This window comes from Ancylobacter rudongensis (assembly GCF_900100155.1).
Lineage (GTDB): Bacteria > Pseudomonadota > Alphaproteobacteria > Rhizobiales > Xanthobacteraceae > Ancylobacter > Ancylobacter rudongensis.
Genome location: NZ_FMTP01000002.1, coordinates 513,943 through 537,822 on the forward strand (window position 1 = coordinate 513,943; position 23,880 = coordinate 537,822).

A 23,880-nucleotide genomic window follows, 5' to 3' on the forward strand; every position below is an offset into this window, starting at 1 on the left:
GGCGGGTGGTCAGTCTACATCCGGCGGCCGGCGCGGATTCATCAAAAGAGATGAGCCGGCAATGAAATAAAGCGATGGATCGCGCGCGATCAGCCTTCCTCCTCGGCGATGCGCAGGAGATAGGCGCCATAGGCCGACTTCTTCTGCGCCTCGCCGAGCGCGCGCAGTTGAGCGGCGTCGATGAAGCCGGCGCGGAAGGCGATTTCCTCCGGCGAGGCGATGCGCAGCCCCTGCCGGCTTTCCAGGATCTGCACGAACTGCGCCGCCTCGATCAGCGATTCCGGCGTGCCGGTGTCGAGCCAGGCGAAGCCCCGGCCCATCATCAGCACGTCGAGCTCGCCGCGCTCCATATAGGCGCGGTTGACGTCGGTGATCTCAATCTCGCCGCGCGGCGAGGGTTTCAGCCCGGCGGCGATCTCCACCACCCGGTTGTCGTAGAAATACAGCCCCGTCACCGCGAGATTGGAGCGCGGCACCGCCGGCTTTTCCTCGATGGAGATGACCTTGCCGCCCGGCCCCATCTCCACCACGCCATAGCGCTCGGGGTCCTTGACCGGATAGCCAAACACGGTGGCGCCGCTCGCCCGCCCGGCTGCCTTGCCCAGCAGTTCCGGCAGGCCATGGCCGAAGAACAGATTGTCGCCCAGCACCAGCGCCACCGGATCGTCGCCGATGAACTCGCGCCCGACGATGAAGGCATCCGCCAGCCCGCGCGGGCTTTCCTGCACCGCATAGCTCAAGCTGAGGCCGAACTGCGCCCCGTCCCCCAGCAGCTTCTGGAACAGCGCGCTGTCATGCGGCGTGGTGATGACCAGAATGTCCCGGATGCCCGCCATCATCAGCGTGGTCAGGGGATAGTAGATCATCGGCTTGTCGTAGACCGGCAGCAGCTGCTTCGACACGACCAGCGTGATCGGATGAAGCCGCGTGCCGGAACCGCCGGCGAGGATGATGCCCTTCATGTGCGGTGCTGTCCTCTTGGATTCACGTCGCCGGCGACGCCAGCAATTGGTCGACCACCTCGGCCACCCGGTCCTGCCAGGGCGCGGCGCGGAAGCCGCTCGCCTGCGCGAAGGCCTCGCTGGAGAGTTCCGAATTGGCCGGGCGGCGCGCCGGGGTGGGATAGTCCACCGTGGCGATCGGCACGGTCTCGGGATGGCGGCCGGTATGCAGGCCGGCCCGCTCCACAATGGCGGCGGCGAAGTCGAACCAGCTCGTCGCCCCGCTGCCGGCGAGGTGATAGGTGCCCGGCGCCAACGTTCCGGCAGCCAGAAGCGGCGCGGCGGCCAGCAGGCCTTCGGCGATGTCGCGCGTCGCGGTGGGGCAGCCGCGCTGGTCGGCGACGATGGTCAGCCGGTCGCGCTCGGAGGCGAGGCGCAGCATGGTTTTCAGAAAATTCGCGCCATGGATGCCGTAGACCCAGGAGGTGCGGATGATGAGATGGCGCGCCAGCCCCGCCCGCACCGCCCGCTCGCCCGCTTCCTTCGAAGCGCCATAGACCCCGAGCGGGGCGACGGGGTCGCTCTCGACATAGGCGCCGTGCTTGGTGCCGTCGAACACATAGTCGGTGGAGAGATGGATCAGCGCCGCGCCCTGCTCGGCGCAGGCTTGCGCGATCAGCCCAGGGGCGACCGCGTTGATGAGATGCGCCCGCTCCGGCTCGCTCTCAGCCCGGTCCACCGCCGTATAGGCGGCGGCGTTGATCACCACCTCCGGCCGCGCCGTCGCCAGCGCGCGGCTCAGTGCGGCGGCGTCCGTGATGTCGAGCCCGGCATGGTCGAGCGCCACCAGATCATGGCCGGCCTCGCCCGCCCGGCCGGCGATCTCGCGGCCGACCTGCCCGCCGGCGCCCAGGAGAAGAATCCGGGTCATGTCGCGAGCCCGATGCGCTGGCGGGCGTAACGGGCCTTCAGCGGCTCCCACCAGCCCGGATTGTCGAGATACCAGCGGACGGTCTTCTCGATGCCGCTCTCGAAGGTTTCCGCCGGCACCCAGCCGAGTTCGCGCGTCAGCTTGCTGGCGTCGATGGCGTAGCGCGCATCATGGCCGGGGCGGTCGGTGACAAAACGTATGAGGTTTTCGCGCGGGCCGATATTCGCGTCGGGCTTCACCCGGTCGATGATGGCGCAGATGGTGCGGACCACGTCGATGTTCCGGCGCTCATTGTTGCCGCCGACATTGTAGCTCTCGCCGAGCTTTCCGCGGGTGGCGATGAGGTCGAGAGCGCTCGCGTGGTCGTCGACATAGAGCCAGTCGCGCACATTCTCGCCCTTGCCATAGACCGGCAGCGGCGCGCCCTCCAGCGCGTTGAGAATGGTCAGCGGGATCAGCTTTTCCGGGAAATGATAGGGGCCGTAATTGTTCGAGCAGTTCGACATCACCACCGGCAGGCCATAGGTGTGGAACCAGGCGCGCACCAGATGGTCGGAGGAGGCCTTCGAGGCCGAATAGGGCGAGTTCGGCTGGTAGGGCGTGTCCTCGCGGAACAGGCCCTCGGCCCCCAGCGTGCCGAACACCTCGTCGGTGGAGATGTGGTGGAAGCGGAAGCGCCCGCGCGCCGGCGCGTCGAGCCCCCGCCAATAGGCCAGCGTCTCCTCCAACAGGGTATAGGTGCCGACGATATTGGTGCGGATGAAGTCGCCGGGTCCGTCGATCGAGCGGTCGACATGCGACTCGGCCGCCAGATGCATCACCAGATCGGGCCGGAACTCCGCCAGCGCGGCGCGGAACGCCGTGCCGTCGCAGATATCGGCCTCAAGGAAGCTGTGACCGGGCTGGTTGTGCACCTCGGCCAGCGAGGTGAGCGTGCCGGCATAGGTCAGCTTGTCATAGGTCAGCACCTGCCTTCCCTGCCGGACCAGCCGGCGCACCACCGCCGAGCCGATGAAGCCGGCGCCGCCGGTGACGAGAACGCGCTGGGCGGGAATGTTCATGCGCTCACCCTTCCGCCGGCTGGAAGGTGAAGGGGCTGGCATAATCGCGCAGCAGCGGTGCCGTCCGGTCCTTGCCCGAGAGGATCGCCGCCCCGGCCGCCAGCGGCCAGTCGATGGCGAGGTCCGGGTCGTCCCAGCGAATGCCGGCATCATTGGCCGGCGCATAGGGCGCATCGACCTTGTAGGCGACGATGGTGTCGGGCTCCAGCGTGCAGAAGCCATGGGCAAAGCCGTGCGGCACCAGCAATTGCTCGCCCTTTTCCGCCGTCAGCGTCGCCGCCACCCAGCGGCCATAGCTGGGCGAGCCTTTCCGGATATCCACCGCCACGTCGAAAATGGCGCCGCGCACCGCCCGCACCAGCTTGGCCTGCGCCATTGGCGGGGTCTGGAAGTGCAGGCCGCGCACCACGCCCACGTCGCGCGAGAGCGATTCATTGTCCTGCACGAAGGCGATGTCGATGCCGAAGGCGTCGAATTGCGGCTTCTTGTAGGTCTCGCAGAAATAGCCCCGATCGTCGCCGTGGCGGACCGGCTGGACGAGGACGACATCGGCAATGGCAAGGCGGGTGAAGGTCGTCATATCGCTCTGCACTCGACGGGAACTCCGGCGCTTCTACCCGGTCTTGCGGTCCCGTCACAGCCCTCAGGGGGTCGTCGATTGGTCTAGGGGGCCGGCTCGGCCTTGCGGGCGAGAATGTCGCGGATTTCCGTCAGCAGCACCTCCTCCTTGGTCGTCGGCGTCGGAATCGGCGGCTCCTTCGCCGCGTTGCGGCGCAGGCGGTTGATGCCCTTCACCACCAGGAACAGGATCCAGGCGATAACGAGGAAGTTGATGACGACGGTCAGGAAATGGCCATAGGCGAAGACCGCGCCCTGCTCGCGCGCGGCGGCCAGCGAGGTGGCGGTGACGCTGGACGACAGGCCGACGAAGTAGTTCGAGAAGTCGAGGCCACCGAACACCGCGCCGACAACCGGCATGAACAGGTCGGTGACGATCGAGGACACGATCTGCCCGAAGGCGGCGCCGATGATCACGCCGATGGCGAGATCGACCACATTGCCCTTCACCGCGAATTCGCGGAATTCCTTCAGAACCGTGCTCATGCGACCTCCGATACGCTGCCACCCGACCGCGCCACTGTGATACGGCGGACCGGCGCGGGCAACCCTGCCGACCGTGCCGGCGCGCGCGCATCTTGCCGGAGCGGGCGGGCGCGGCGCATAAAGGGCGCGGCTCCACGCCGCCGGGAGAGTGCATGCTTCAGGCATGGTCCATCATCGCCGTCGCGCTCGTCTATCTCGGCTTTCTCTTCGCCGTGGCGAGCTTCGGTGACCGGCGCCTGCCGCGGCGCGGGCGCGAGGGGCGGCCCTATATCTATTCGCTCTCGCTGGCGGTCTACTGCACCTCCTGGACCTTTTTCGGCTCGGTCGGGCTTGCCACCACCCAGGGCATCAACTTCCTGACCATCTATATCGGGCCGATCCTGGTCTTCGCGCTGGGCACGCCGTTCCTGCTGCGGGTGGTGCGCCTCGCCAAGGCGCAGAACATCACCTCGATCGCCGATTTCGTCGCCGCCCGCTACGGCAAGAGCCAGGGCGTGGCGGCGCTGGTGGCCTGCGTCGCCATTGTCGGCTCGCTGCCCTACATCGCCCTGCAGCTCAAGGCCGTCTCCGCCGCCCTTCTCGCCATGCTCGGCGATTTCGAGGGGCTGGGGCTGCACTACCCGCTGGTGGGCGACCTGGCGCTGACCGTGGCGGTGGCGATGGCGGTGTTCGCCGTGCTGTTCGGCACCCGCCACATCGACGCCACCGAGCACCAGGAAGGGCTGATGCTGGCGGTGGCGACCGAATCCATCGTCAAGCTGGTCAGCTTCCTGGCGGTGGGGCTGTTCGTCGTCTTCGGCATGTTCGCCGGCCCGTGGGACCTGTTTGAGAAAGCCGCCGCGAAGGGCGTGCTGCCGGTGCTGACCGACGGCTTCACGCTCGGCAGCTGGGCGGCGATGACGCTGCTCTCGGCGCTCGCCATCCTGCTGCTGCCGCGCCAGTTCCACGTCGCCGTGGTGGAGAACACTTCCGAGAACGAGATCCGCACCGCGCGCTGGCTGTTCCCACTCTATCTCGTGCTTATCAACCTGTTCGTCATTCCCATCGCGGTCGCCGGCCTCGTCGCCTTTCCGCCCGGCTTCATCGATGGCGACATGTATGTCGTCACCCTGCCGCTCTCGGCGGGGGCGCAGATCATGTCGCTGGTGGCCTTTGTCGGCGGCCTCTCCGCCGCCACCGCCATGGTGATCGTCGAGACGGTGGCGCTTGCCGTCATGGTCTCGAACGACATCTTCATGCCGCTGATGGTGCGCGGCCGGCGGCTGCGCGAGGGCGAGGATTCCGGCCGCGCCGGCGCCCCGCCTGATCATGTCGACATGGGCCACCGGCTGCTCACGGTGCGGCGCATCGCTATCTTCGCCATCCTGCTGCTGGCCTATCTCTATTACCGCGTCACCGGCGAGGCGCAGCTGGCGCAGATCGGCCTGCTCTCCTTCGCCGCCGTCGCCCAGTTCGGGCCGGCGCTGCTGATCGGCCTCGTCTGGCGGCGCGGCACCGGGCTCGGCGCGCTGGCCGGCATCGCCGCCGGCATTGCGCTCTGGGCCTATACGCTGCTGCTGCCCAATCTGGTCGATGCCGGCCTGTTCACCCCGGCGCTGGTGAGCGACGGGCCGATGGGCCTCGCCTTCCTGCGCCCGCAGGCCCTGCTCGGCGTGCAGGCGAGCCCGCTGGTGCATGGGGTGCTGTGGAGCCTCACCGTCAACGTGCTGGTGTTCTTCGCCGCCTCGATGATCCGCCGGCCCACCCCGATCGAGCGGCTGCAGGCGAGCGTGTTCGTGCAGAGCGAGCACGTCCCCTCCGCGCCGAGCTTCCGGCTGTGGCGCTCGCCGGTGACGGTGGGCGAACTCATCGCCACGGTGGCGCGCTATCTCGGCGAGGAACGCACCCGCGCCTCCTTCGAGAGCGTGGCGGCGATGCGCGGCGTCTCGCTGGAGCCGGGGCGCGAGGCGGATTTCCAGCTCATCCGCTATGCCGAGCACCTGCTGGCCTCGGCGATCGGCGCGGCCTCCTCGCGGCTCGTGCTGTCGCTGATGCTGAGGAAGCGCACCGTCTCCACCAAGGCGGCGCTGAAGCTGCTGGACGATGCCTCCGCCGCCATCCAGTACAATCGCGAGATCCTGCAGACCGCGCTCGACCATGTGCGCCAGGGCATCGCGGTGTTCGACCGCGACCTCAGGCTCGTTACCTGGAACCGGCAGTTCGGCGAGATGCTGGACCTGCCGCCGGAAATCCTGCGCATCGGTATCGGCATCGACCAGATCATCCGCTTCAACGCCACCGCCGGCCAGTTCGGCGCCGGGCCGGTGGAGGAGATCGTGCGCGAAAAGCTCTCGCGCTACGCCCGCCGCAATGTCGCCTTCCAGGAACGCCTCGCCCCGCGCGGCGTGGTGATGGAGGTGCGCGTCAGCACCATGCCGGATGGCGGGGTGGTGGTGACCTTCACCGACATCACCCCGACGGTCGAGGCCGCCGAGGCGCTGGAGCGCGCCAACGAGACGCTGGAGCGGCGCGTGCGCGAGCGCACCAAGGCGCTGGAGAACCTCAACGCCCAGCTGGCGCAGGCGAAGTCCGAGGCGGATGAGGCCAATATCTCGAAAACCCGCTTCCTCGCCGCCGCCAGCCACGACATTTTGCAGCCTTTGAATGCGGCCCGACTTTACGCCACCAGCCTGGTGGAACGCGCCGAGGGCGGCGACGATGCCCGCCTCGCCCGCAATGTCGATGCCTCGCTGGAGGCGGTGGAAGAGATTCTCGGCGCGCTGCTCGACATTTCCCGCCTCGACGCCGGCGCCCACAAGCCGGAATTCGCCGCGCTGCGCCTCGACGAAATCTTCCGCCAGCTCGACGTCGAATTCGCGCCGATGGCGATGGAGAAGGGGCTGCGGCTGACCTTCGTGCCCAGTTCCGCCGCCGTGCGTTCCGACCGTCGCCTGCTGCGCCGGCTGCTGCAGAACCTCGTCTCCAACGCGCTGAAATACACCCCGCGCGGCCGGGTGCTGGTGGGGGTGCGGCGTCGGCGCGGCAAGCTGCGCATCCAGGTGCTCGACACCGGGGTCGGGGTGCCTGTCAACAAGCAGAAGCTGATCTTCAAGGAATTCCTGCGCCTCGACGAGGGCGCCCGGGCGGCGCGCGGGCTGGGGCTCGGCCTCTCCATCGTCGAGCGCATCGCCCGCGTGCTCGGTCACGCCATCACCCTCGCCTCGACGCCCGGCAAGGGCTCGGTCTTTTCAGTCGAATTGCCGGCCGCTCCCGCCATTCCCGCCCGCGAGGCGCCGTCACCGCGCGCGAGCGTGCCGCTGGCGAGCCTGCAGGGGCTGACCGTGCTGTGCATCGACAACGACCCCGCCATTCTCGACGGCATGGAAACGCTGCTCAGCGGCTGGGGCTGCGAGGTGCTCAAGGCGCCGGGGATCGAGGAGGCGCTCGCCATGCTGCGCGAGCGGCGCACCCCGCCCGACATGCTGCTGGTCGACTACCATCTCGACACCGGCGACGGCATCGAGGCGGCCAAGCAGCTGCGCTGGAAGCTCGGCCAGAGCCTGCCGGCGGTGCTGATCACCGCCGACCGCTCCAAGCGCGTGCGCGACGGCGCCAAGGCGAAGGAGATGGAAGTGCTGAACAAGCCGGTGCGCCCGGCGGCGCTGCGCGCTTTGCTCGCCCAGTGCCGCGCCGCCCGGGCGGCGGCGGAGTGAGGGGGCGCCTTTAGTGCCTCGTCATCCCGGACGGCCAAAGGCCGATCCGGGATCGCGTCCCACCGCGAGACGATCCCGGCTCTGCGCTTCGCTTCGGCCGGGATGACGGCTGTCATAGGATCCCCGGGTCACGCCCTGAAAAGACAGGGATACACCGACGCGGGCAAAAATCGTCGCCGGCACCCGGAAGCGGGCATGGCGATCGTCTGTTCGGGGGGAGAAGCGACATTCGCATCAAAGCCACTCGATCTTCCAGCCGGCCTCCAAAAAATAGCGGACCAAAGCGTCATGGCTGTCCACCCAGTTGTCGAAACTCGACGCAAAGGTCGGCGTCGCTGATGTGAGGATCAGAAAGCCTCCGCTATCGGCATTGTCATCAATCACTTTGACGAACCAGCCCGTCTCATCTCCAGCCAGAATTTTGCCCGTTCGCGCGATAGGGACCTGCATCCCGCCACCTTAACCGAACGACATCGCGATGTCCGGATTGGGTCGAAGCTCACATTGGGCTACCGGCCGGCAAGTCGACCTTCAGATCGCGGACCGCCAGCGACTGTCTGTCCCGGTGAACACTCGCTCGGGGATGACGGGTGCAGTATGATCGGGCTGCGGTCACTGAGGCCGGATGACGGCTCTTGGCTCACCCCGCCGCAGCGCTTCCCTGCGCCCAGGTGCCGCCCTCGATCTTGGAAGCGGCAATCACCGCCTGGGTGCGGCTCTCCACCCCGAGCTTTTGCAGGATGGCGGAGACATGCGCCTTCACCGTCGCCTCGGAGACGCCGAGCTCATAGGCGATCTGCTTGTTGAGCAGCCCCTCGGACAGCATCATCAGCACCCGCACCTGCTGCGGGGTCAGGGTGGCGAGGCGGGAGACGAGGGCCTGCGTTTCCTTGTCGGCACCGCCGGCGAGGTCGACATCCGGCGGGGTCCAGGTGCGGCCCTCCAGCACGGCGGCGATAGCGGCGCGCATGGTTTCCACCGCGCTGGTCTTCGGGATGAAGCCCGAGGCGCCGAATTCCATGCAGTTGCGGATGACGCCGGATTCCTCATTGGCGGAAACCACGACCACCGGAATGCCGGGATATTGCGCGCGTAAGTACATCAGCCCGGAAAAGCCGCGCACGCCGGGCATGGTGAGGTCGAGCAGGATGAGATCGAGATCGCTCTCGCGCTCCAGCAGTGCCTGGAGATCCTCGAAGCCGCCGGCCTCAAACAGCTCCGCCGCCGGAAACTGGCGCGATACCGCCTCGCGCAGCGCGCCCCGGAACAGCGGGTGATCATCGGCGATCACCAGCCGGAAACTCGTCGTCATATCCACGCGCAGCGGCCCCTTCCACCTGCACAGACCCGCTCTCGGCGCAGGTCCGCGCCGCGATCATGGGGCGGACGGACCGCCACCGCAAGCCGCGAGCCCGGCAGCCCCGCAGAGCCCCCGATCGCAGGTCAATGCTCGACCTTTAGTGGGCCTCGCCGACAAACGCCACAACCAATTCGCGCCGGTGCGGCCGCACCCGGTGCTCGACGAGATAGAGGCCCTGCCAGGTGCCGAGCGCCATTCGCCCGCCGATCACAGGCACGGCGAGATGGACGCCGGTCAGCACCGCCTTGATATGGGCGGGCATGTCGTCCGGCCCTTCGAGATCATGCACCCATCCCGCATGCTCGGGCGCCAGCCGCTCCAGCGCGGTGAGCAGGTCGGTCTTCACATCAGGATCGGCGTTTTCCTGCAGGGTGAGCGAGGCGGAGGTGTGCCGGCAGAACACCGAGACCTCGCCCTCGCCGGCGCCGATGCCGGCGAGAAACGCCGCCACCGCCTCGGTGATCTCGATAAAACCGCGGCCCTTGGTGTCCACCGCGAGAACGGTGGTGAACCGCCGCGTCACCACGCTTTCGCGCACCTCGCCGTGCCGGATCCGCGCCATCGGCATGCCTCCTGTCACCCTTGCGCGCTGGACGTAGCGCGCCAGCTGGGTTTGGATAGACGCGATCAGCCCCTGATGACAGGTCCTTCGCCACCCCCGTTCCGGAGTGTCGCTTTCCCATGAATTCCGTGAGTTCCGCGCCCGCGCCGACGCGCGCCGCCGCCCCGCTGGTGGTCGATCCCGCTCTGTTCGACCCCGCCGCCATCGCCCCGGACACGCGGGCGGTGAATACTGGCATCGTCAAGGCGCTCGGCGCCGTGCCGGACCGCTGGGTGTTTCCAATGGCGATGCTGCGCAAGCTGCGGCTGGAGGGCAAGGGCCCGTTCCCGCTCTCGCCCGAGAGCCCCTATGCCCAGGTGATCGAGATCGAGGGGCCGCATGGGCCGGTGCCGCTGCGCATCCTCACCCCTCAGGCGCCGCCCAAGGGGGTCTATCTCCATTTGCATGGCGGCGGCTGGTGCCTCGGTTCGGCCCGCGAGAATGACGGGCTGAACCATCGCTTCGTCGAGCGCACGGGCTTTGCCGTCGTCTCGGTCGACTACCGGCTGGCGCCGGAGATTCCCTATCCCGCCGGTCCCGATGATTGCGAGGCCGCCGCGCTCTGGCTGCTGCGCGAAGGGCCGGCGCGCTTCGGCACCGACCGCTTCGCCATTGGCGGGGAATCGGCCGGCGCCAATCTTTCCGTCGCTACGCTGCTGCGCCTGCGCGACCGGCACGGACTCACCCCCTTCCGCGCCGCCAATCTCAATGCCGGCGCCTATGACCTCGCGCTGACGCCGAGCGCGCGCCACTGGGGCGACGAGCCCCTGGTGCTGAACACGCGGGACATTAACGTCTTCGTCGGCCACTATCTGCGCGAGGGCGGCGAGCTCGCCTCCGCCGACGTCTCCCCGCTCCATGCCGACCTCAAGGGCCTGCCGCCGGCGCTGTTCACCATCGGCACCCGCGACGCGCTGCTCGACGACACGCTGTTCATGGCGCCGCGCTGGCTTGCCGCCGGCAATAGGGCGGAACTCGCCGTCTATCCCGGCGGCTGCCATGTCTTTGTCGGTTTTCCCGGCTCGCTGGCCGACCAGGCGCAGGCCCGCATCCACGCCTTCATCGGCACCTGCTGAAGCGCAAGCACGTCAGGTGACAGCCGGTTCACCTGACGTGCTTGAGCCTTTTGATGTGACGCATTTTCTTCACGCGAGCCGGAACCTACTTCGCTCGAAAAGGCTCTAGAACGGCTCGCCCTTGGGCGGCACGGGGGCCGACGGCCCATCCGGGGGCAGGTCCTTGCGCAGGCGCTCGACCATTTCGACGAAGCGGCGGAACGCGTGCTCGGCAAGATCCATCGCCTGGTCGAGACGCTGGCGGGCCTGTGCCGGAAGCTCCCCGTCGGCATCGGGCGTCGATGCCGCGGGCGGGGGCGCATCGGGCGGCGCGGCGGGGGGCGTATTCTGCGGCGGCACCATGATGTCGGGCACACCGGCACCACCCGTGGCGCGGTTTTTCTCCAGCACCGCCAGGCGCGCCTGCAGCCGGTCGATCTCCGCCTCCAGCGCCGCCCGGTCGTCCGGCACCGCCTCGCAGGCCCAACCGGCCGCGCGCTGGGCGCAGAACGACATGGCGCCGGTCTGGGTGTCCAGCCGCATCAGCCCGCCCTCGACCTTCTGCACGGTGAAGCGGACCGGATCGGCGGCGGCGGGATCGGCGGCCGGCTGCGCCGGCGCCAGCCCGGTTCCGGCGAGCAGGACGAGGCCCGCCAGCGCGCCCCTTCCCGTGATGCTGAACTCACCCATCGCCAACTCTCCTCCGGCTCCGCCCCTATGGTGTGAAAGGCGCCCGCCCGCTGGTCAACGCACCGTCGAGCAGTTCGATCCGGTCCTGGCCCCAGAACACCTCGCCATCGAGTACATAGGCGGGCGAGCCGAACACATCAGCCTCGATAGCGGCGTCGTGATTGGCCTGGTAGATCGTCGCGGTGCGGTCCTGCGCCGCCGCCTCCAGCAGCGCTGCCGGCAGGCCGAGCTCCGCCAGCACCGCGGCCAGCGTCGCCGGATCGGCAAGGTTTTCCTCGCGCTGCCAGACCCCGGACATCATCCGCTCCGCCAACGGCCCGACATCGTACCCGTCGATCTGCGCGGCGATGATCAGCCGGTCGGCCGGCTTGGGATCGAACGGCCAATGGGCCGGCTTGATGTTGAGCTCGATGCCACGCGCCTCGCGCCAGCGCTTGAGCTCCAGCAGCCGGTAGCGCTGGCGGGCCGGGTGGCGCTTGGCCAGCGGCAGCCCGCCGGTTTCGGCGAACAGGTCGCCCAGCTGCACCGGGAGGAAATTCACCCGCACGCCATGGCGGCCCGCCAGAGCGAGGAAAGGGGCATGGCCGATAAAGGCCCAGGGACTGACGACGGAGAAATAATAGTCGATCGAACGGGACATGGGGGCACTCGGCTGAACGTGTTGATCCGGACCTTGCCGCCCACGCTAGACCATTTTCGTCCGATGTGGGGCACCGTTCGCGCGTGCCCACGCAAAAGCGAACGGCGCCCCTGCGGGCGCCGCTCAGGTCTCATCAGCAGGTGAAGGACGAAATCAGGCCGCGCTGCGGGCGGAGAAGGCGGCAACCATCTGGCGCAGCTCGCCAATGGCGTCCTCGATCTCGACCTTCTGCTGCTCCAGCAGAGCGAGCTGCTCGGTGCACTTCTCGGCGGTGAGGGCGAGGCCGCCGGCCGGCACCGCGCTGCCTTCGCGCAGGGCGACCATGGCCTTGATCTCCGCCAGGGTGAAGCCGAGCTTCTTGCCCTTGAGGATGATGGCGAGGCGGGTGCGCTCGGCGGCGCTGTAAAGGCGGGTCAGGCCTTCGCGGCGCGGGGCAAGCAGGCCCTTGTCCTCATAGAAGCGCAGGGCGCGCAGCGTCACGCCGAATTCGCGGGCGAGATCGCCAATGGTGAAGAAACCGCTCTCGCCAGAGGTGGCAAGGGCGACGTCGGGGGTGCGTTCGGCCTCGTAGGAGGTGAAATCCATCTGGGCAGCTCCAGGCTAACGACGGGTAACGCGACAGCGATGTTGCCCCACTCTCGCAGACAGGTTGCCGTTAGGGGAGAAAGTCGCACCCGACGTTAGGGAAACTTACTGTTAAATGGGAAGCCATCTTGTTGATTTTATTTGCATTATTCAAAACACCCGCCCGGACCCGCCACCGGCGCTAGCCGCCGGCCGGCCGCTCGCCTCCGCGCTTTGACGGTTCGCCTTCGGTGCGCAGCGGCCCTCGGCCCAGCTGCCGGACCGCCGCATCGGCCCCCGCAAGTGGCCGCCGGCGGCCCCCGGCGGACCCGTTCGGGCCGGCGGGCGTTAACGCGCCCTTTACCAAGATTCGTAAGAGTTGCGGCAGGCAGCCTCCTGCGGTCGCCGCGGTGATTCCTGCCGCCATTCGTGCCGGACGACGGAGACCCAAGGTGAGGCAAGAGGCCCCTTCGACGACCGGACAGATCGCTCCCGAAGCGTGGCGCGCCATGGGCGAGGCGGCGCGCCGGGCCGGGCTGCCGCTCGACCAATGGCTGCGCGGGCAACTCATGGGCACCACCGCAGCCGGCACCTCGCCGGCCGGCATTGACGGGCTGAACAATTTGGCCGAGCTGCGGCGCCGCATCGAGGAACTCGCCGGCCAGATCGGCCGGATCGACCTGTCCGCGCCGGCCGAGCCTCCTGTCGCCCCTCCCCCGGCCGCCCCGCCCGCACCGGAGGCGCCGGTCCGCGTCGCCGCGCCGGAAAGGCCGCGCGCGGCCTCCTCCACCGGCTCCACCTATGCCGATGAGCGGCTCGCCGCCGCGATGCGCGAGATCGACCAGCGGCTGGAAGCCCTGCAGCTCACCCGTCGGCGCACGCCGACGCCGGACGCCGCCCCCAGCCCCGCCGCCATTGAGGCAGCGGTGGCCGAGATCGCCGCCCGCCAGAGCGAACTCGACCGCGACAGCGGCCAGCGCCGGCGCGCCGAAAGCGCCTATGCGCGGCGCGAGCCCGCGCCGGCGAAGGCCGCCGTGCCCGTCGCCCCGCGTCTCGAATCGGTCCTGCCCGACCCGTTCTCGCCCGAAACCTTCGTACCGGACGCCTTCGTGCCGGAACCCTTCGTGCCGGAAGCGCCGGCCCCCTCCCCCGCGCCGCTGCCGCATGACGGGCTCGCCGCGCTGCAGCAGGAACTGTCCAGCCTGCGGCAGGCGGTGGCCACATTGGCGCCGCGCCACGCGGTCGACGAGCTCCAGCGCGTGGTGCAGCAGCTGGTCGAGCGGGTCGAGCGCTCCGATACCCGCGACGAAGGGCTGCGGGCGACGCTGGCGACCCTGCGCGAGATGATCGGCGGGCTGCGGCTGCCCGAACCGCCGGAGCTGCTGCTCGGGCGCATCGGCGCGCTGGAGCGCAAGATCGACATCGTCAACGCCAAGGTGGTGGACGGCGCCACCGTCGCCCGCCTGCAGGCGCAGATCAGCGAGATCCGCGAGCTTCTGGCGCGGGCGCTGTCGTCGGATTCGGTGCGGCTGCTGGCCGAGCAGGTGTCGCTGCTGGCCAGCCGCGTCGCCGAGATGGCGGCGCAGGAGGACGAAGCCGTCCGCACCGCGTTCGGTTCGCTGGAGCGGCGCATCGAGACGCTGTCCGACCGGATCGGCACGCCGGCCCCTCTGCCGCTCGACGACCTGCTGGGCCGGCTCGACGCGATCCAGACCGATCTCGCCAGTGCGCGGCGCGAACTGCCCGCCGGGATGGAGACGCTGATCAAGGGCCTGTCCGACCGCATCGAGCGGATCGAACGGCCGCAGGAGCGGGCGGATGATGGCGCCCGTTTCGAGGCGCTCGGCCGGCAGATCGAGGAACTCTCGCGCCGGCTCGGCGAAACCGGGCGCGGCGAAACGGCGATATCGAGCCAGCTGGCCGGCCAGCTCGCCGGGATCGAGCGGGCGGTCAATGACCTGTTCATCCAGATCGAGGAGACGCGGTCGAGCTTGCTCGCGGCCTCCCGCCCTCGCCCGCCGTCCGGTTCCGGCAGCGACCCCGACAGCGTCACCGCCCTGATCCGGCGCGAGATCGCCGCGCTGGAGGGCCGCCGCGCGGCCGAGAGGCCAGCCGAGCGCGGGTCTGTCTCCGCCGCCGCCGAGGCGGCTGTGGCGGCCGAGCTGGCGAGCCTCGCCGCCGCGCCGCAGCCGGATGCGGCCAAGCCCGCTGCGGCAAAACCTGCCCCGGCAACGGCACGCGAAGCGGCGAACGAGGTCGTGTTCACGCCGACGCCGGCCTCGATCCCGAAAGCCTTCGAGCCGCAGCTGATGCGGGCCGCGCTGGAAGCGCTCAGCCGCACCTCCGCCGCCACCCGCCGCCCGTCCGCCGCAAGCCCGACGCCTCCGGCGGAGGCTGAGGTGGAGGGGCCGTTGGCGCCGCCCGTGGCCACGAACGACACCGCCACCAGCCGGGCGACCCTGATTGCCCAGGCCCGCCGCGCCGCGAACCCGGCCGACCGGCCGACCGCCCCCCGGCCCGCCCCCGGCGCGCCAGTGGAACTGCGCAGCCATATCGGCACGCGTGCGGTACCTTCGCCCGGCCGCTGGCTTGCGCGCATCCGCGCCACGCTGGTGATCGCCCTGTGCGGCTCGGCGCTGGCCTATGGCTGCTGGCATCTCGTAGCCCAGCTGCGGCAGGAGCCGCTGCGGGCCGCCGGCCCCGCCACGGTGCCGGGGCCCGAGGACATCACCGGCTCGGTCGGCGGCCCCGCCCCGCGCGCCCCGGCCGCCCCGTCCAGCCTGTTTTTCTCGCGCTAGGGCGTTTTCAAGCGAAGTGGATTCCGGTTCGCGTGAAGAAAATGCGTCAAGCAAAAACCTAAAGCACGGATCGAGTCCGCGCCGCTCAGCGGTCCGGCAGGCAGGCGTGGTGGGCGATGCGGTAGGTGCGCGCCGCCCCCACCAGATGCGCGTCGAACGCGCCGCCGAACAGCCCCGCCAGCGCCGCGTCGCGAATGTTCAGCCCGCCAGCATAGGCGCCGAGCGCCGGCAGGACGAGGCGGGCGCCATCGGTGGCGAAGCAGCGTCGGCGCAGGCTGCGCCCGCGCAGCACCAGCCGAGCGACGGGGTGGAAATGCCCGGCGACCTCGCCGTCTTCCGCCAGCGCGGCGGGCTCGTGCCGCAGGGTGAGCGGGCCGAGCTTCAGCTCCCCGGCATGCAAGCCGGCGAGGCCTGGCATCGGTTCGGGATCGTGATTGCCGGCGATCCACACCATCTCGCGCCCGCGCGCCAGCGCGGCGAGGCTCGCCCGCTCCTCGTCGCCGAGCCGGCCGGCGCCGCCGCGATCATGAAAGCTGTCGCCCAGCGCGATGAGCGTGCGCGGCGCCCAGCGCGCGACGAGGCGCTCCAGAAGGGCAAGGGTGGCGCGGCTGTCATAGGGCGGCAGCGGCACCCCGCGCGCGGCGAAGGCGGAGCCCTTTTCCAGATGCAGATCGGCGACGATCAGCGCCCGTTCGGCCGGCCACCACAGCGCGCCGGCGGGGTCGAGCACGAGCCGCGCGCCGGCGAGCTCGATCTCACTCTCGCCCGTGCGCTCATCGGCCGGGCTCGCTGTCATCGTCGCCGGCACGCATCGCCTCCCTGATCAGTTCGTCCTCGGCCTCGGCCAGCAGCGCGTCGGACGCGCCGCCCGCGACCATCTCCCGGCCGATCTCCAGCATGACTGGCACTGCCAGCGGCGAGACGCGGGACAGAGCGAGATGGTCGATTCGGCCCCGAATTCGCGTGAGCATGTCGGAGAGCCGGCGAATGTCCAACAGACCCGTCGCCGCATCCGCCCGCGCCGCCCGCAGCAGCACATGGCCCGGCTCGTGCCGGCGCAGCACGTCATAGACGAGGTCGGTCGACATCGTCACCTGGCGGGAATTCTTCTCCTTGCCGGGAAAGCGCCGCTCGATCAGCCCGGCGATAACAGCGCATTGCCGGAAAGTGCGCTTCATCAGCGCCGATTCCGCCAGCCATTCCTCCAGATCGTCGCCGAGCATGTCGGCATCGAACAGCGCATCCAGCGAGAGCCGGCCCTGCGCGATCGCCAGCGACATATCGGAAACGCCATAGATGACCAGCGCGTAGTCATTGGCCATGAAGCCGAGCGGGTGCAGCCCGGCGCGGTCCAGCCTGCGGGTCAGCAGCATGCCCAGCGTCTGGTGGGCGAGCCTCCCCTCGAAAGGGTAGGCGACGAGATGATAGCGGCCGCCGCGCGGAAAGGTCTCGACCAGCAGATCCTCCCGCCCCGGCAGGCGCGAACGCAGCTTTTGCAGCTCCAACCAGTCGCGCACCTGGCCCGGCAGGCTCGCCCACCGCGCCGGCTCGGACAGCAGCGCCCGCACTCGCGCGGCGAGAAAGGTGGAGAGCGGAAACTTGCCGCCGGCATAGGAGGGCACGCGCGGCTCTTTCGCGCTGGTGCGGGCGACGCGGACCTCGTTCTCGACAATGGTGAGATATTCCAGCACCTCGCCGGCGAAGACGAAGGTATCGCCGGGGCTCATCGTCTCGACGAAATATTCCTCCACCTCGCCCAGCACCCGCCCGCCAAAGCGCGACTTGGCGCTGGCGAGCCGCACTTTCAGCATGGTGGATTCGACGATGGTGCCGACATTCAGCCGGTATTGCTGCGCCACCTGCGGGTTGGCGACGCGCCAGCGCCCGTCCTTCATCCGGCGGATGCGGGCGAAGCGCTCATAGGCGCGCAGCGCATAGCCGCCATTGGCATTGAACCCCACCACATCATCGAAATCGGCGCGGAGGAGATCGGCATAGGGCTCGGCTGAGGTGACTTCCGCGAACAGCTCGTCCGCGTCGAACGGCGTGGCGCAGGCCATGCCGAGCACATGCTGCGCCAGCACGTCGAGCGCGCCGGAGCGCACCACCGCGCTGTCCTGCGCTCCCGCCCGCACCGCTTCCAGCGCGGCCCGGCATTCCAGCACCTCGAAGCGGTTGGCCGGCACGAGCACCGCGCGCGAAGGCTCGTCCAGCCGGTGATTGGCCCGGCCGATGCGCTGCATGAGGCGCGAGGAGCCCTTGGGCGCGCCGACATTGACCACAAGGTCCACCGCGCCCCAGTCGATGCCGAGATCGAGCGAGGAGGTGCAGACCACCGCCTTGAGCCGCCCCTCGCCCATCGCCGCCTCCACGCGCCGGCGCTGCGAGACGTCGAGCGAGCCGTGATGCAGGGCGATGGGAAAGTTGGCGTCGTTGATGTGCCAGAGTTCCTGGAACAGCAGCTCCGCCTGCATGCGGGTGTTGACGAAGACCAGCGTCGTCGTGTGCCGCTCGATCAGGCCGTAAATCTCCTTGAGCGAATGGCGCGCCGTATGCCCGGCCCAGGGCACATGGGCGGCGCTGTCGAGCATGGAGAGGTCGGGCGCGGCGCCGGGATCGGCGATCACCAGTTCGCCCATTTCGCCGTTCCCGCGCTGCGGCACCAGCCAGCGGCGCAGCGTGTCCGGGTCGGCCACGGTGGCGGACAGGCCGACCGTCTGCGCCATCGGGGCGATCGCGCGCAGCCGGGCGAGGCCGAGGCTGAGCAGATCGCCGCGCTTGGAGCCGGCCAGCGCGTGCAGTTCGTCCAGCACGATGCGCTTGAGATCGGCGAACAGCGGCTCGGCATCGTCGGAGGCCAGCAGCAGCGCGATCTGCTCCGGCGTGGTCAGCAATATGTCAGGCGGGTCGCGGCGCTGGCGCTGGCGGCGCGAGGCCGGCGTGTCGCCGGTGCGGGTCTCGATGCGGACGGCCAAGCCCATTTCCTGCGCCGGCCGCTCCAGATTGCGGGCGACATCGACCGCCAGCGCCTTCAGCGGCGAGATGTAGAGCGTGTGCAGGCCGGGCGGGCGGGCGCTGTTGCGCGGGACAGGCCGGCCGGCGAGTTCGACCAGGCTCGGCAGGAAGCCTGCCAGCGTCTTGCCCGCGCCGGTGGGGGCGATGAGCAGGGTGGAGCGGCCGGCGCGCGCCTGCGCCAGCAATTCCAGCTGATGCGCGCGCGGCGCCCAGCCCCTGCCGGCAAACCAGCGTCGGAACGGCTCGGGCAGAAGATCGTCGGGCGCGGCATCGATGTCAGGCACGGCGACAAGCTAGTCACTCGCCGCGCAATTGCGAGGGGGGAGGCGTTCGGCGCCGAAGGCTCGGCAGCGACGGCTAGATCTCGACGCCCTTCCCCGGCCCCGCCGGAAGCGCCGTTGGCACGAGACGGTTGATTTCCGCCCACAGCGCCGTGGCGGCCGCACCGATTTCCTGGGCGGCATAGTGCCAGACGATCAGGCTGAGCGCGATATTGAGCGCCGCGACCAGCGCCGGCCCCTGCCACGCCCGGTCATGCAGGCGCTGCGGCTGCTGCGAGACCTTCAGCCCGATGATGGCGAGCGCGGCGATGGGCGGGCCGACGAGCAGCGGCACCCACGCCAGAATCCGGGCGATCTCCAGCAGGCTCAGGCTGCCGAGCGGCCGCCCGAGCAGCGCCGACAAGGCACTGCTGATCACACCGCTGCCGGCGAGCTCGGCCACCGGGATCACCGCCCCGCAATTCTCGCACACCGTCGTGTGGGCGGCGATGCGGAACCCGCAGGCCGGGCAATGCAGGCTCGTGCGCAGGCGCTCGACGTTCAACGAATGATCCCCGCGGCGAGATTGCGGAGATAGCGCTCGTTCATCGCCTTCGCGGTCTTGTAGGCGTCGATCCACGACCAGATGTTGATGATCCAGCCCAGCAAGACGAACCACAGGAGAATGCAGCCGAAGAACATGAGAAGGCCCTTGCCGATCTGCCCATTGTACAGCTGGCCCAGCCCGACGATGAGAATGGAGAGGACCAGCGCCGTGCCGGCGGATTTCGGCTGGGCGATGCCCGGGTCCAGGATCACCACCTGCTGGGGGCGGGGATCGCTGGTGATGTTGTTCGTCACCTGAACCACGGTGGCACCGGCCTCCGCCCGCACCGGCCCGGCGGGCGGCAGCGCGGGAAGGGCGGCGCGGGGGAAGAGCGACACCAGCGCAGCGTCATCGGCCGCCCGGGTCCAGGTCTCCGCTCCCAGCCTCACCACCTGCGTCTCGGCGCTGACCCGGCCCTCCCCGGTGAAGTCCCGCAGCTGGTGGCCGGTGAAGGGGCCGAACACCTGGCCGTCGAGATGGACATACCATTCGCCGTCGAGCGGATGCGGCGGCGGCTTCGGCACGGCCGAGGCCAGTCCGGGCGCTGCCGGCGTCACATGTTGCGTGCCGGCCGTCCTGTTCTCATTGTCCATTCATCCACCCCACCTTTTGGTACCATCATTCTGCGGGGCGGCGCGCACGTCAACCGGAGGGACAAAAAAGGCGAGGGACATCTTGAGGTAGGCGTGCGCAGCCAGCGCGCCGCGCTCAGCCCAGTCGCTGCGCCACCACGACGAGGCCGGGCACGGGATGGTTATGCTCCTTGCGGGCCCAGTCATCGGTGAAGGCGAGCAGGCTCAGCCCGGCGTCGGCGAGGGCGTCGCGCACATAGTCCGCCGCATGGGCGAAGCGCAGCGTGTCGCGCAGCTTCACGCCGGCGCCGTCATGGGTCTCGGTGGTGAAGGCGAGCAGCCCGCCCGGCTCCAGCACGCGGCGGGCCTCGGCGAGAATGGGGGCGAGGTCGTCGAGATAGCAGAAGGCATCGCCGGCGAAGATCAGATCGACCTCGCGCGCCGGGCGCTCGCGCAGGAAGGCGACCATCTCGCCGGCCACCAGCGCGTCATAGATCGTCCGGCGCCTCGCATGGGCGACCATATTGGGCGAGAGGTCGACGCCCTCCATCCTGCCGATGCGGTCGACGAGGCGGGCGCCGACCAGCCCGGTGCCGCAGCCCAGGTCCAGCCCGTGGGCGAAGGCGAAAGAGCGGCCCAGCCCTTCGCAGGCCGTGGCCAGCACCGCCTCGATCACCTCCGGCCCGCGATAGTCGAGCCGGGCCAGCGCGGCGTCGAAACGGTCGGCATATTGGTCGAACAGGGCGCGGACATAGGCTTCGCTCATGCCCGCCACCTCGCCCTCCAGCCGGGCGAGCCGCAGCGTGGCGCCCAGCGTGTCGGCGGGGTCGAGGGACAGCGCCGCCTCGAAGGCCGCGCGGGCCCCAGGCGCATCGCCGGCCGCCTCGCGGGCTTCGCCGAGCAGGAACCAGCCCGGCGCGTACTGGCCGGCGCGGGCCACCGCCTCGGTCAGCAGCTCGGCCGCGTCGGCCACCCCGCCTTCCTCCATCAGCGCGCGCGCCCACTCGATCCGGCGATCGACCGTCGGGTCGCCGGAAGAAAGGATGAGCCGGCCGGAGGCCATGGGCGGGGTGTCTCGCGAAAAAGCTGGAGGGCGCCCTATATAGGGTCCACCATGCGCCCGGAAGAGCTTCTCCACACCACCCCACAGGGGCTTTATTCGCCGGCCGGCGACTTCTTCATCGACCCGACGCGGCCGGTGGCGCGGGCGCTGATCACCCATGGCCATTCCGACCATGCCCGCGCCGGCCATGGCAGCGTGCTGGCGACACAGCAGACGCTCGACATCATGGCCATCCGCTATGGCGAGGCCTTCGCCGGCACGGTGCAGGCGGCCGACTATGGCGCGCGCATCGAGGTGAACGGCGGCGGCGTCACGTTTCATCCCGCCGGCCATATTCTCGGCAGCGCGCAGATCGCGCTGGAATGGCGCGGCTGCACCATCGTCGCCTCCGGCGACTACAAGCCGGGCGCCGACCCCACCGCTTTGCCCTTCGCCCCCGTGCCCTGCCATGTCTTCATCTCGGAGGCGACCTTCGGCCTGCCGGTGTTCCGCCATCCCGCCCCCGCCATAGAGATCGCCAAGCTGATGGAGTCGCTGGCGCTGTTTCCCGAGCGGGCGCATCTGGTCGGCGCCTATGCGCTGGGCAAGGCGCAACGGGTGATGGCGCTGCTGCGCGCCGCCGGGCACGATCGGCCGATCTTGCTGCACGGGGCGATGGAGAAGCTGACCGACTATTACCGCACCCAGGGCATCGATCTCGGCGAGACCCGCCCCGCCCGGGACGCCAGCCCGGCCGAGCGCGCTGGCGCGGTGGTGCTGTGCCCGCCGGGCGCGCTGGCCGATGTCTGGTCGCGGCGCTTTCCCGATCCCGTCACCGCCTTCGCCTCCGGCTGGATGCGCATCCGCGCCCGCGCCCGGCAGAACGGCGTCGAGCTGCCGCTCATCCTTTCCGACCATGCCGACTGGGACGAGTTGCAGGTCGCCATCCGCGCCACCGGCTGCGAGGAGCTGTGGGTGACGCACGGGCAGGAGGACGCGCTGGTGCACTGGGCGACGCAGGAAGGGCTGCGCGCCCGGCCGCTGCACATGGTCGGCTATGGCGAGGAGGAGGGCGAGGCCGCCGCGCCCGATGCCCCCGCCCCGGACGCGCCAGCGGCACCGGAGGTGGCGCCGTGAACCGCTTCGCCGCCTTGCTCGACCGCCTCGCCTATGAGCCGCGCCGCAATGGCAAGATCCGGCTCATCGCCGATTATTTCCGCCACACGCCCGACCCCGAGCGCGGCTGGGCGCTGGCCGCGCTCACCGGCGCGCTCTCCTTCCGCAACGCCAAGCCGGGGCTGATCCGCCAGCTCATCGGCGAGCGCACCGACCCGGTGCTGTTCGCCCTCTCCTATGACTATGTCGGCGATCTCTCGGAGACGGTGGCGCTGATGTGGCCGGCGCCGCCATTGGCTTCCCTGCCCCCCTCACCCAACCCTCTCCCCCACGGGGAGAGGGCTTTGGACGTGGAGCAACCGGCTCCCTCTCCCCCACGGGGAGAGGGGTGGGGTGAGGGAGACGGCGCCGCCGCGCAGAGGGCCCGCGACCTCCCGCTTTCCGCCATCGTCCACGCCTTCACCCATATGGGCCGGGCCGAGATGCCGGCCACGCTCGCCGCGCTGCTCGACCGGCTGGACGAGACCGGGCGCTGGGCGCTGCTGAAGCTCATCACCGGCGGGCTGCGCATCGGCGTTTCCGCCCGCCTTGCCAAGACCGCCGTGGCGGCGCTGGGCGAGCACGCGCCCGATGCGATCGAGCTGGTCTGGCCGGGGCTGGCGCCGCCCTATGAAGAGCTGTTCGCCTGGGCCGAGGGGCGCGGGCCGAAGCCCGAGACAGAGGACCCCGCCCCGTTCCGGCCGGTGATGCTCTCCCATCCCTTGGAGGAGGCGGATGTCGACAAGCTCGACCCCGCCGCCTTCCGCGCCGAATGGAAATGGGACGGCATCCGCGTGCAGGCGGCCCGCGCCGCCGGGCCGGACGGGCGGCATGTCACACGGCTCTACAGCCGCACCGGCGAGGATATCTCAGGCGCGTTCCCCGACCTTGCCGAGGCGCTGGCCTTTGACGGGGTGGTGGACGGCGAATTGCTGATCCTGCGCGAGGGGCGTGTGCAGTCGTTCAACGTGCTGCAGCAGCGGCTGAACCGGAAGACAGTCTCGGCGAAGCTGATGCTGGAATTCCCCGCCCATATCCGCGCCTATGATGTGCTGGTGGCGGCGGGCGAGGATCTGCGCGAACAGCCCTTCGAGGCCCGCCGCGCGCGGCTGGAGGCGCTGATCTCAGCCCATCCCACCGAGGGACGGCTCGATCTCTCCCCGCTCGTGCCCTTCCCCAGCTGGGACGATCTCGCCGCCGCCCGCGCCGACCCTGCCGCCCATGGCGCCGGGGCGGATGCCGAGGCGGTGGAAGGGGTGATGCTCAAGCGCGCCGACAGTGCCTATCTGCCCGGCCGCCCCAAGGGGCCGTGGTGGAAATGGAAGCGCGACCCGCACAGCGTCGACGCGGTGCTGATGTACGCCCAGCGCGGCCACGGCAAGCGCTCCTCCTATTATTCCGACTACACCTTCGGCGTGTGGACGGAAGCGGGCGAGTTGGTGCCGGTCGGCAAGGCCTATTTCGGCTTCACCGATGCCGAGCTGATCGAGATCGACCGCTTCGTGCGCCGCCACACGGTGAACCGCTTCGGCCCGGTGCGCGAGGTGGTGCACACGCCGACCGAGGGGCTGGTGGTGGAAGTGGCGTTCGAGGGGCTGGCCCGCTCCACCCGCCACCGCTCCGGCCTCGCCATGCGCTTTCCCCGCATCGCCCGGCTGCGCTGGGACAAGCCGCCGCTTGAGGCCGACCGGCTGGAGACGCTGGAGAAGATGATCGGCGACGAAAGCCATGCTCCCCGCCGCCCCACGGCCGTGCTAGGGAAGCAGCGTTCGCCTGCCGGGGAAATGTGAGT

Annotated in this window: 21 protein-coding genes; 5 read left to right on the top strand and 16 right to left on the bottom strand. The window is 69.9% G+C overall.

What is annotated here, in order from left to right; all coding sequences use genetic code 11:
• Window positions 1-89: 89 nt before the first annotated feature.
• The 5 genes from rfbA to mscL form a co-directional block, all read right to left on the bottom strand.
• Window positions 90-962 carry a glucose-1-phosphate thymidylyltransferase RfbA gene (rfbA, locus tag BLO63_RS07385; RefSeq protein WP_091438321.1) on the bottom strand — a complete coding sequence of 291 codons (873 nt, stop codon included), beginning with the start codon at window positions 960-962 and terminating at the stop codon, window positions 90-92.
• A gap of 22 nt (window positions 963-984) precedes the next feature.
• Window positions 985-1,872 carry a dTDP-4-dehydrorhamnose reductase gene (gene rfbD, locus BLO63_RS07390; RefSeq protein WP_091438325.1) on the bottom strand — a complete coding sequence of 296 codons (888 nt, stop codon included), beginning with the start codon at window positions 1,870-1,872 and terminating at the stop codon, window positions 985-987.
• Window positions 1,869-2,933 carry a dTDP-glucose 4,6-dehydratase gene (gene rfbB / locus BLO63_RS07395; RefSeq protein WP_091438328.1) on the bottom strand — a complete coding sequence of 355 codons (1,065 nt, stop codon included), beginning with the start codon at window positions 2,931-2,933 and terminating at the stop codon, window positions 1,869-1,871. The genes rfbD and rfbB overlap by 4 nt, the downstream gene beginning before the upstream one ends.
• Window positions 2,934-2,937: 4 nt before the next feature.
• Complete coding sequence (gene rfbC / locus BLO63_RS07400; RefSeq protein WP_091438332.1) at window positions 2,938-3,513, bottom strand: dTDP-4-dehydrorhamnose 3,5-epimerase; 576 nt, start codon at window positions 3,511-3,513, stop codon at window positions 2,938-2,940.
• 83 nt (window positions 3,514-3,596) lie between these two features.
• The gene (mscL, locus tag BLO63_RS07405) at window positions 3,597-4,037 is read right to left on the bottom strand and encodes a large conductance mechanosensitive channel protein MscL (RefSeq protein ID WP_091438334.1); all 441 of its coding nucleotides are present in this window, start codon (window positions 4,035-4,037) and stop codon (window positions 3,597-3,599) included.
• Window positions 4,038-4,189: 152 nt separating this feature from the next.
• Here mscL and BLO63_RS07410 point away from each other — a divergent pair, with 152 nt between their 5' ends.
• A complete protein-coding gene (locus BLO63_RS07410; RefSeq protein ID WP_091438337.1) occupies window positions 4,190-7,729 on the top strand; it encodes a PAS domain-containing hybrid sensor histidine kinase/response regulator in 3,540 nt (1,179 codons plus the stop codon).
• Between the two features lie 234 nt (window positions 7,730-7,963).
• On the opposite strand, the gene BLO63_RS07415 is transcribed toward BLO63_RS07410, so the two are convergent.
• From BLO63_RS07415 to BLO63_RS07425, 3 genes are all read right to left on the bottom strand, one after another.
• Window positions 7,964-8,179, bottom strand: a complete 216-nt coding sequence (locus tag BLO63_RS07415) for a hypothetical protein (RefSeq protein ID WP_091438340.1) — start codon at window positions 8,177-8,179, stop codon at window positions 7,964-7,966.
• Between the two features lie 190 nt (window positions 8,180-8,369).
• Complete coding sequence (locus BLO63_RS07420) at window positions 8,370-9,041, bottom strand: response regulator transcription factor (protein ID WP_018389118.1); 672 nt, start codon at window positions 9,039-9,041, stop codon at window positions 8,370-8,372.
• Between the two features lie 145 nt (window positions 9,042-9,186).
• Window positions 9,187-9,651: a secondary thiamine-phosphate synthase enzyme YjbQ gene (locus tag BLO63_RS07425; RefSeq protein WP_091438342.1), complete on the bottom strand. Its 465-nt coding sequence runs from the start codon at window positions 9,649-9,651 to the stop codon at window positions 9,187-9,189.
• Between the two features lie 119 nt (window positions 9,652-9,770).
• On the opposite strand from BLO63_RS07425, the gene BLO63_RS07430 reads away from it, so the two are divergent.
• Complete coding sequence (locus BLO63_RS07430) at window positions 9,771-10,766, top strand: alpha/beta hydrolase (protein ID WP_091438346.1); 996 nt, start codon at window positions 9,771-9,773, stop codon at window positions 10,764-10,766.
• Between the two features lie 105 nt (window positions 10,767-10,871).
• On the opposite strand, the gene BLO63_RS07435 is transcribed toward BLO63_RS07430, so the two are convergent.
• From BLO63_RS07435 to BLO63_RS07445, 3 genes are all read right to left on the bottom strand, one after another.
• Window positions 10,872-11,435, bottom strand: a complete 564-nt coding sequence (locus BLO63_RS07435) for a hypothetical protein (protein WP_091438349.1) — start codon at window positions 11,433-11,435, stop codon at window positions 10,872-10,874.
• Window positions 11,436-11,460: 25 nt separating this feature from the next.
• Window positions 11,461-12,075, bottom strand: coding sequence for a 2-hydroxychromene-2-carboxylate isomerase (locus BLO63_RS07440; RefSeq protein WP_091438352.1), 615 nt, complete (start codon window positions 12,073-12,075; stop codon window positions 11,461-11,463).
• 153 nt (window positions 12,076-12,228) lie between these two features.
• Window positions 12,229-12,660 (bottom strand): MerR family transcriptional regulator, encoded by a 432-nt coding sequence (locus BLO63_RS07445; RefSeq protein WP_091438356.1) that lies wholly within the window; start codon window positions 12,658-12,660, stop codon window positions 12,229-12,231.
• Window positions 12,661-13,091: 431 nt separating this feature from the next.
• On the opposite strand from BLO63_RS07445, the gene BLO63_RS07450 reads away from it, so the two are divergent.
• Complete coding sequence (locus tag BLO63_RS07450) at window positions 13,092-15,437, top strand: hypothetical protein (protein ID WP_244517716.1); 2,346 nt, start codon at window positions 13,092-13,094, stop codon at window positions 15,435-15,437.
• Window positions 15,438-15,522: 85 nt separating this feature from the next.
• On the opposite strand, the gene pdeM is transcribed toward BLO63_RS07450, so the two are convergent.
• The 5 genes from pdeM to BLO63_RS07475 form a co-directional block, all read right to left on the bottom strand.
• The gene (gene pdeM / locus BLO63_RS07455; RefSeq protein ID WP_091438361.1) at window positions 15,523-16,245 is read right to left on the bottom strand and encodes a ligase-associated DNA damage response endonuclease PdeM; all 723 of its coding nucleotides are present in this window, start codon (window positions 16,243-16,245) and stop codon (window positions 15,523-15,525) included.
• Window positions 16,211-18,736 carry a ligase-associated DNA damage response DEXH box helicase gene (locus BLO63_RS07460; protein ID WP_091438364.1) on the bottom strand — a complete coding sequence of 842 codons (2,526 nt, stop codon included), beginning with the start codon at window positions 18,734-18,736 and terminating at the stop codon, window positions 16,211-16,213. The genes pdeM and BLO63_RS07460 overlap by 35 nt, the downstream gene beginning before the upstream one ends.
• A gap of 73 nt (window positions 18,737-18,809) precedes the next feature.
• Window positions 18,810-19,277 (bottom strand): hypothetical protein, encoded by a 468-nt coding sequence (locus BLO63_RS07465; RefSeq protein WP_091438366.1) that lies wholly within the window; start codon window positions 19,275-19,277, stop codon window positions 18,810-18,812.
• Entirely contained in the window at window positions 19,274-19,912 is a 639-nt protein-coding gene (locus tag BLO63_RS07470; RefSeq protein ID WP_091438369.1) for a DUF4339 domain-containing protein, read from the bottom strand. The genes BLO63_RS07465 and BLO63_RS07470 overlap by 4 nt, the downstream gene beginning before the upstream one ends.
• A gap of 115 nt (window positions 19,913-20,027) precedes the next feature.
• On the bottom strand, window positions 20,028-20,954 hold the full coding sequence (locus BLO63_RS07475) for a class I SAM-dependent methyltransferase (protein ID WP_091438372.1): 927 nt from the start codon (window positions 20,952-20,954) through the stop codon (window positions 20,028-20,030).
• Window positions 20,955-21,005: 51 nt separating this feature from the next.
• Between BLO63_RS07475 and BLO63_RS07480 the strand changes: the two genes are divergently transcribed.
• Window positions 21,006-22,070, top strand: coding sequence for a ligase-associated DNA damage response exonuclease (locus BLO63_RS07480; RefSeq protein ID WP_091438373.1), 1,065 nt, complete (start codon window positions 21,006-21,008; stop codon window positions 22,068-22,070).
• Window positions 22,067-23,878, top strand: a complete 1,812-nt coding sequence (locus BLO63_RS07485) for a cisplatin damage response ATP-dependent DNA ligase (RefSeq protein ID WP_091438376.1) — start codon at window positions 22,067-22,069, stop codon at window positions 23,876-23,878. The genes BLO63_RS07480 and BLO63_RS07485 overlap by 4 nt, the downstream gene beginning before the upstream one ends.
• The last annotated feature ends 2 nt before the right edge of the window (window positions 23,879-23,880 follow it).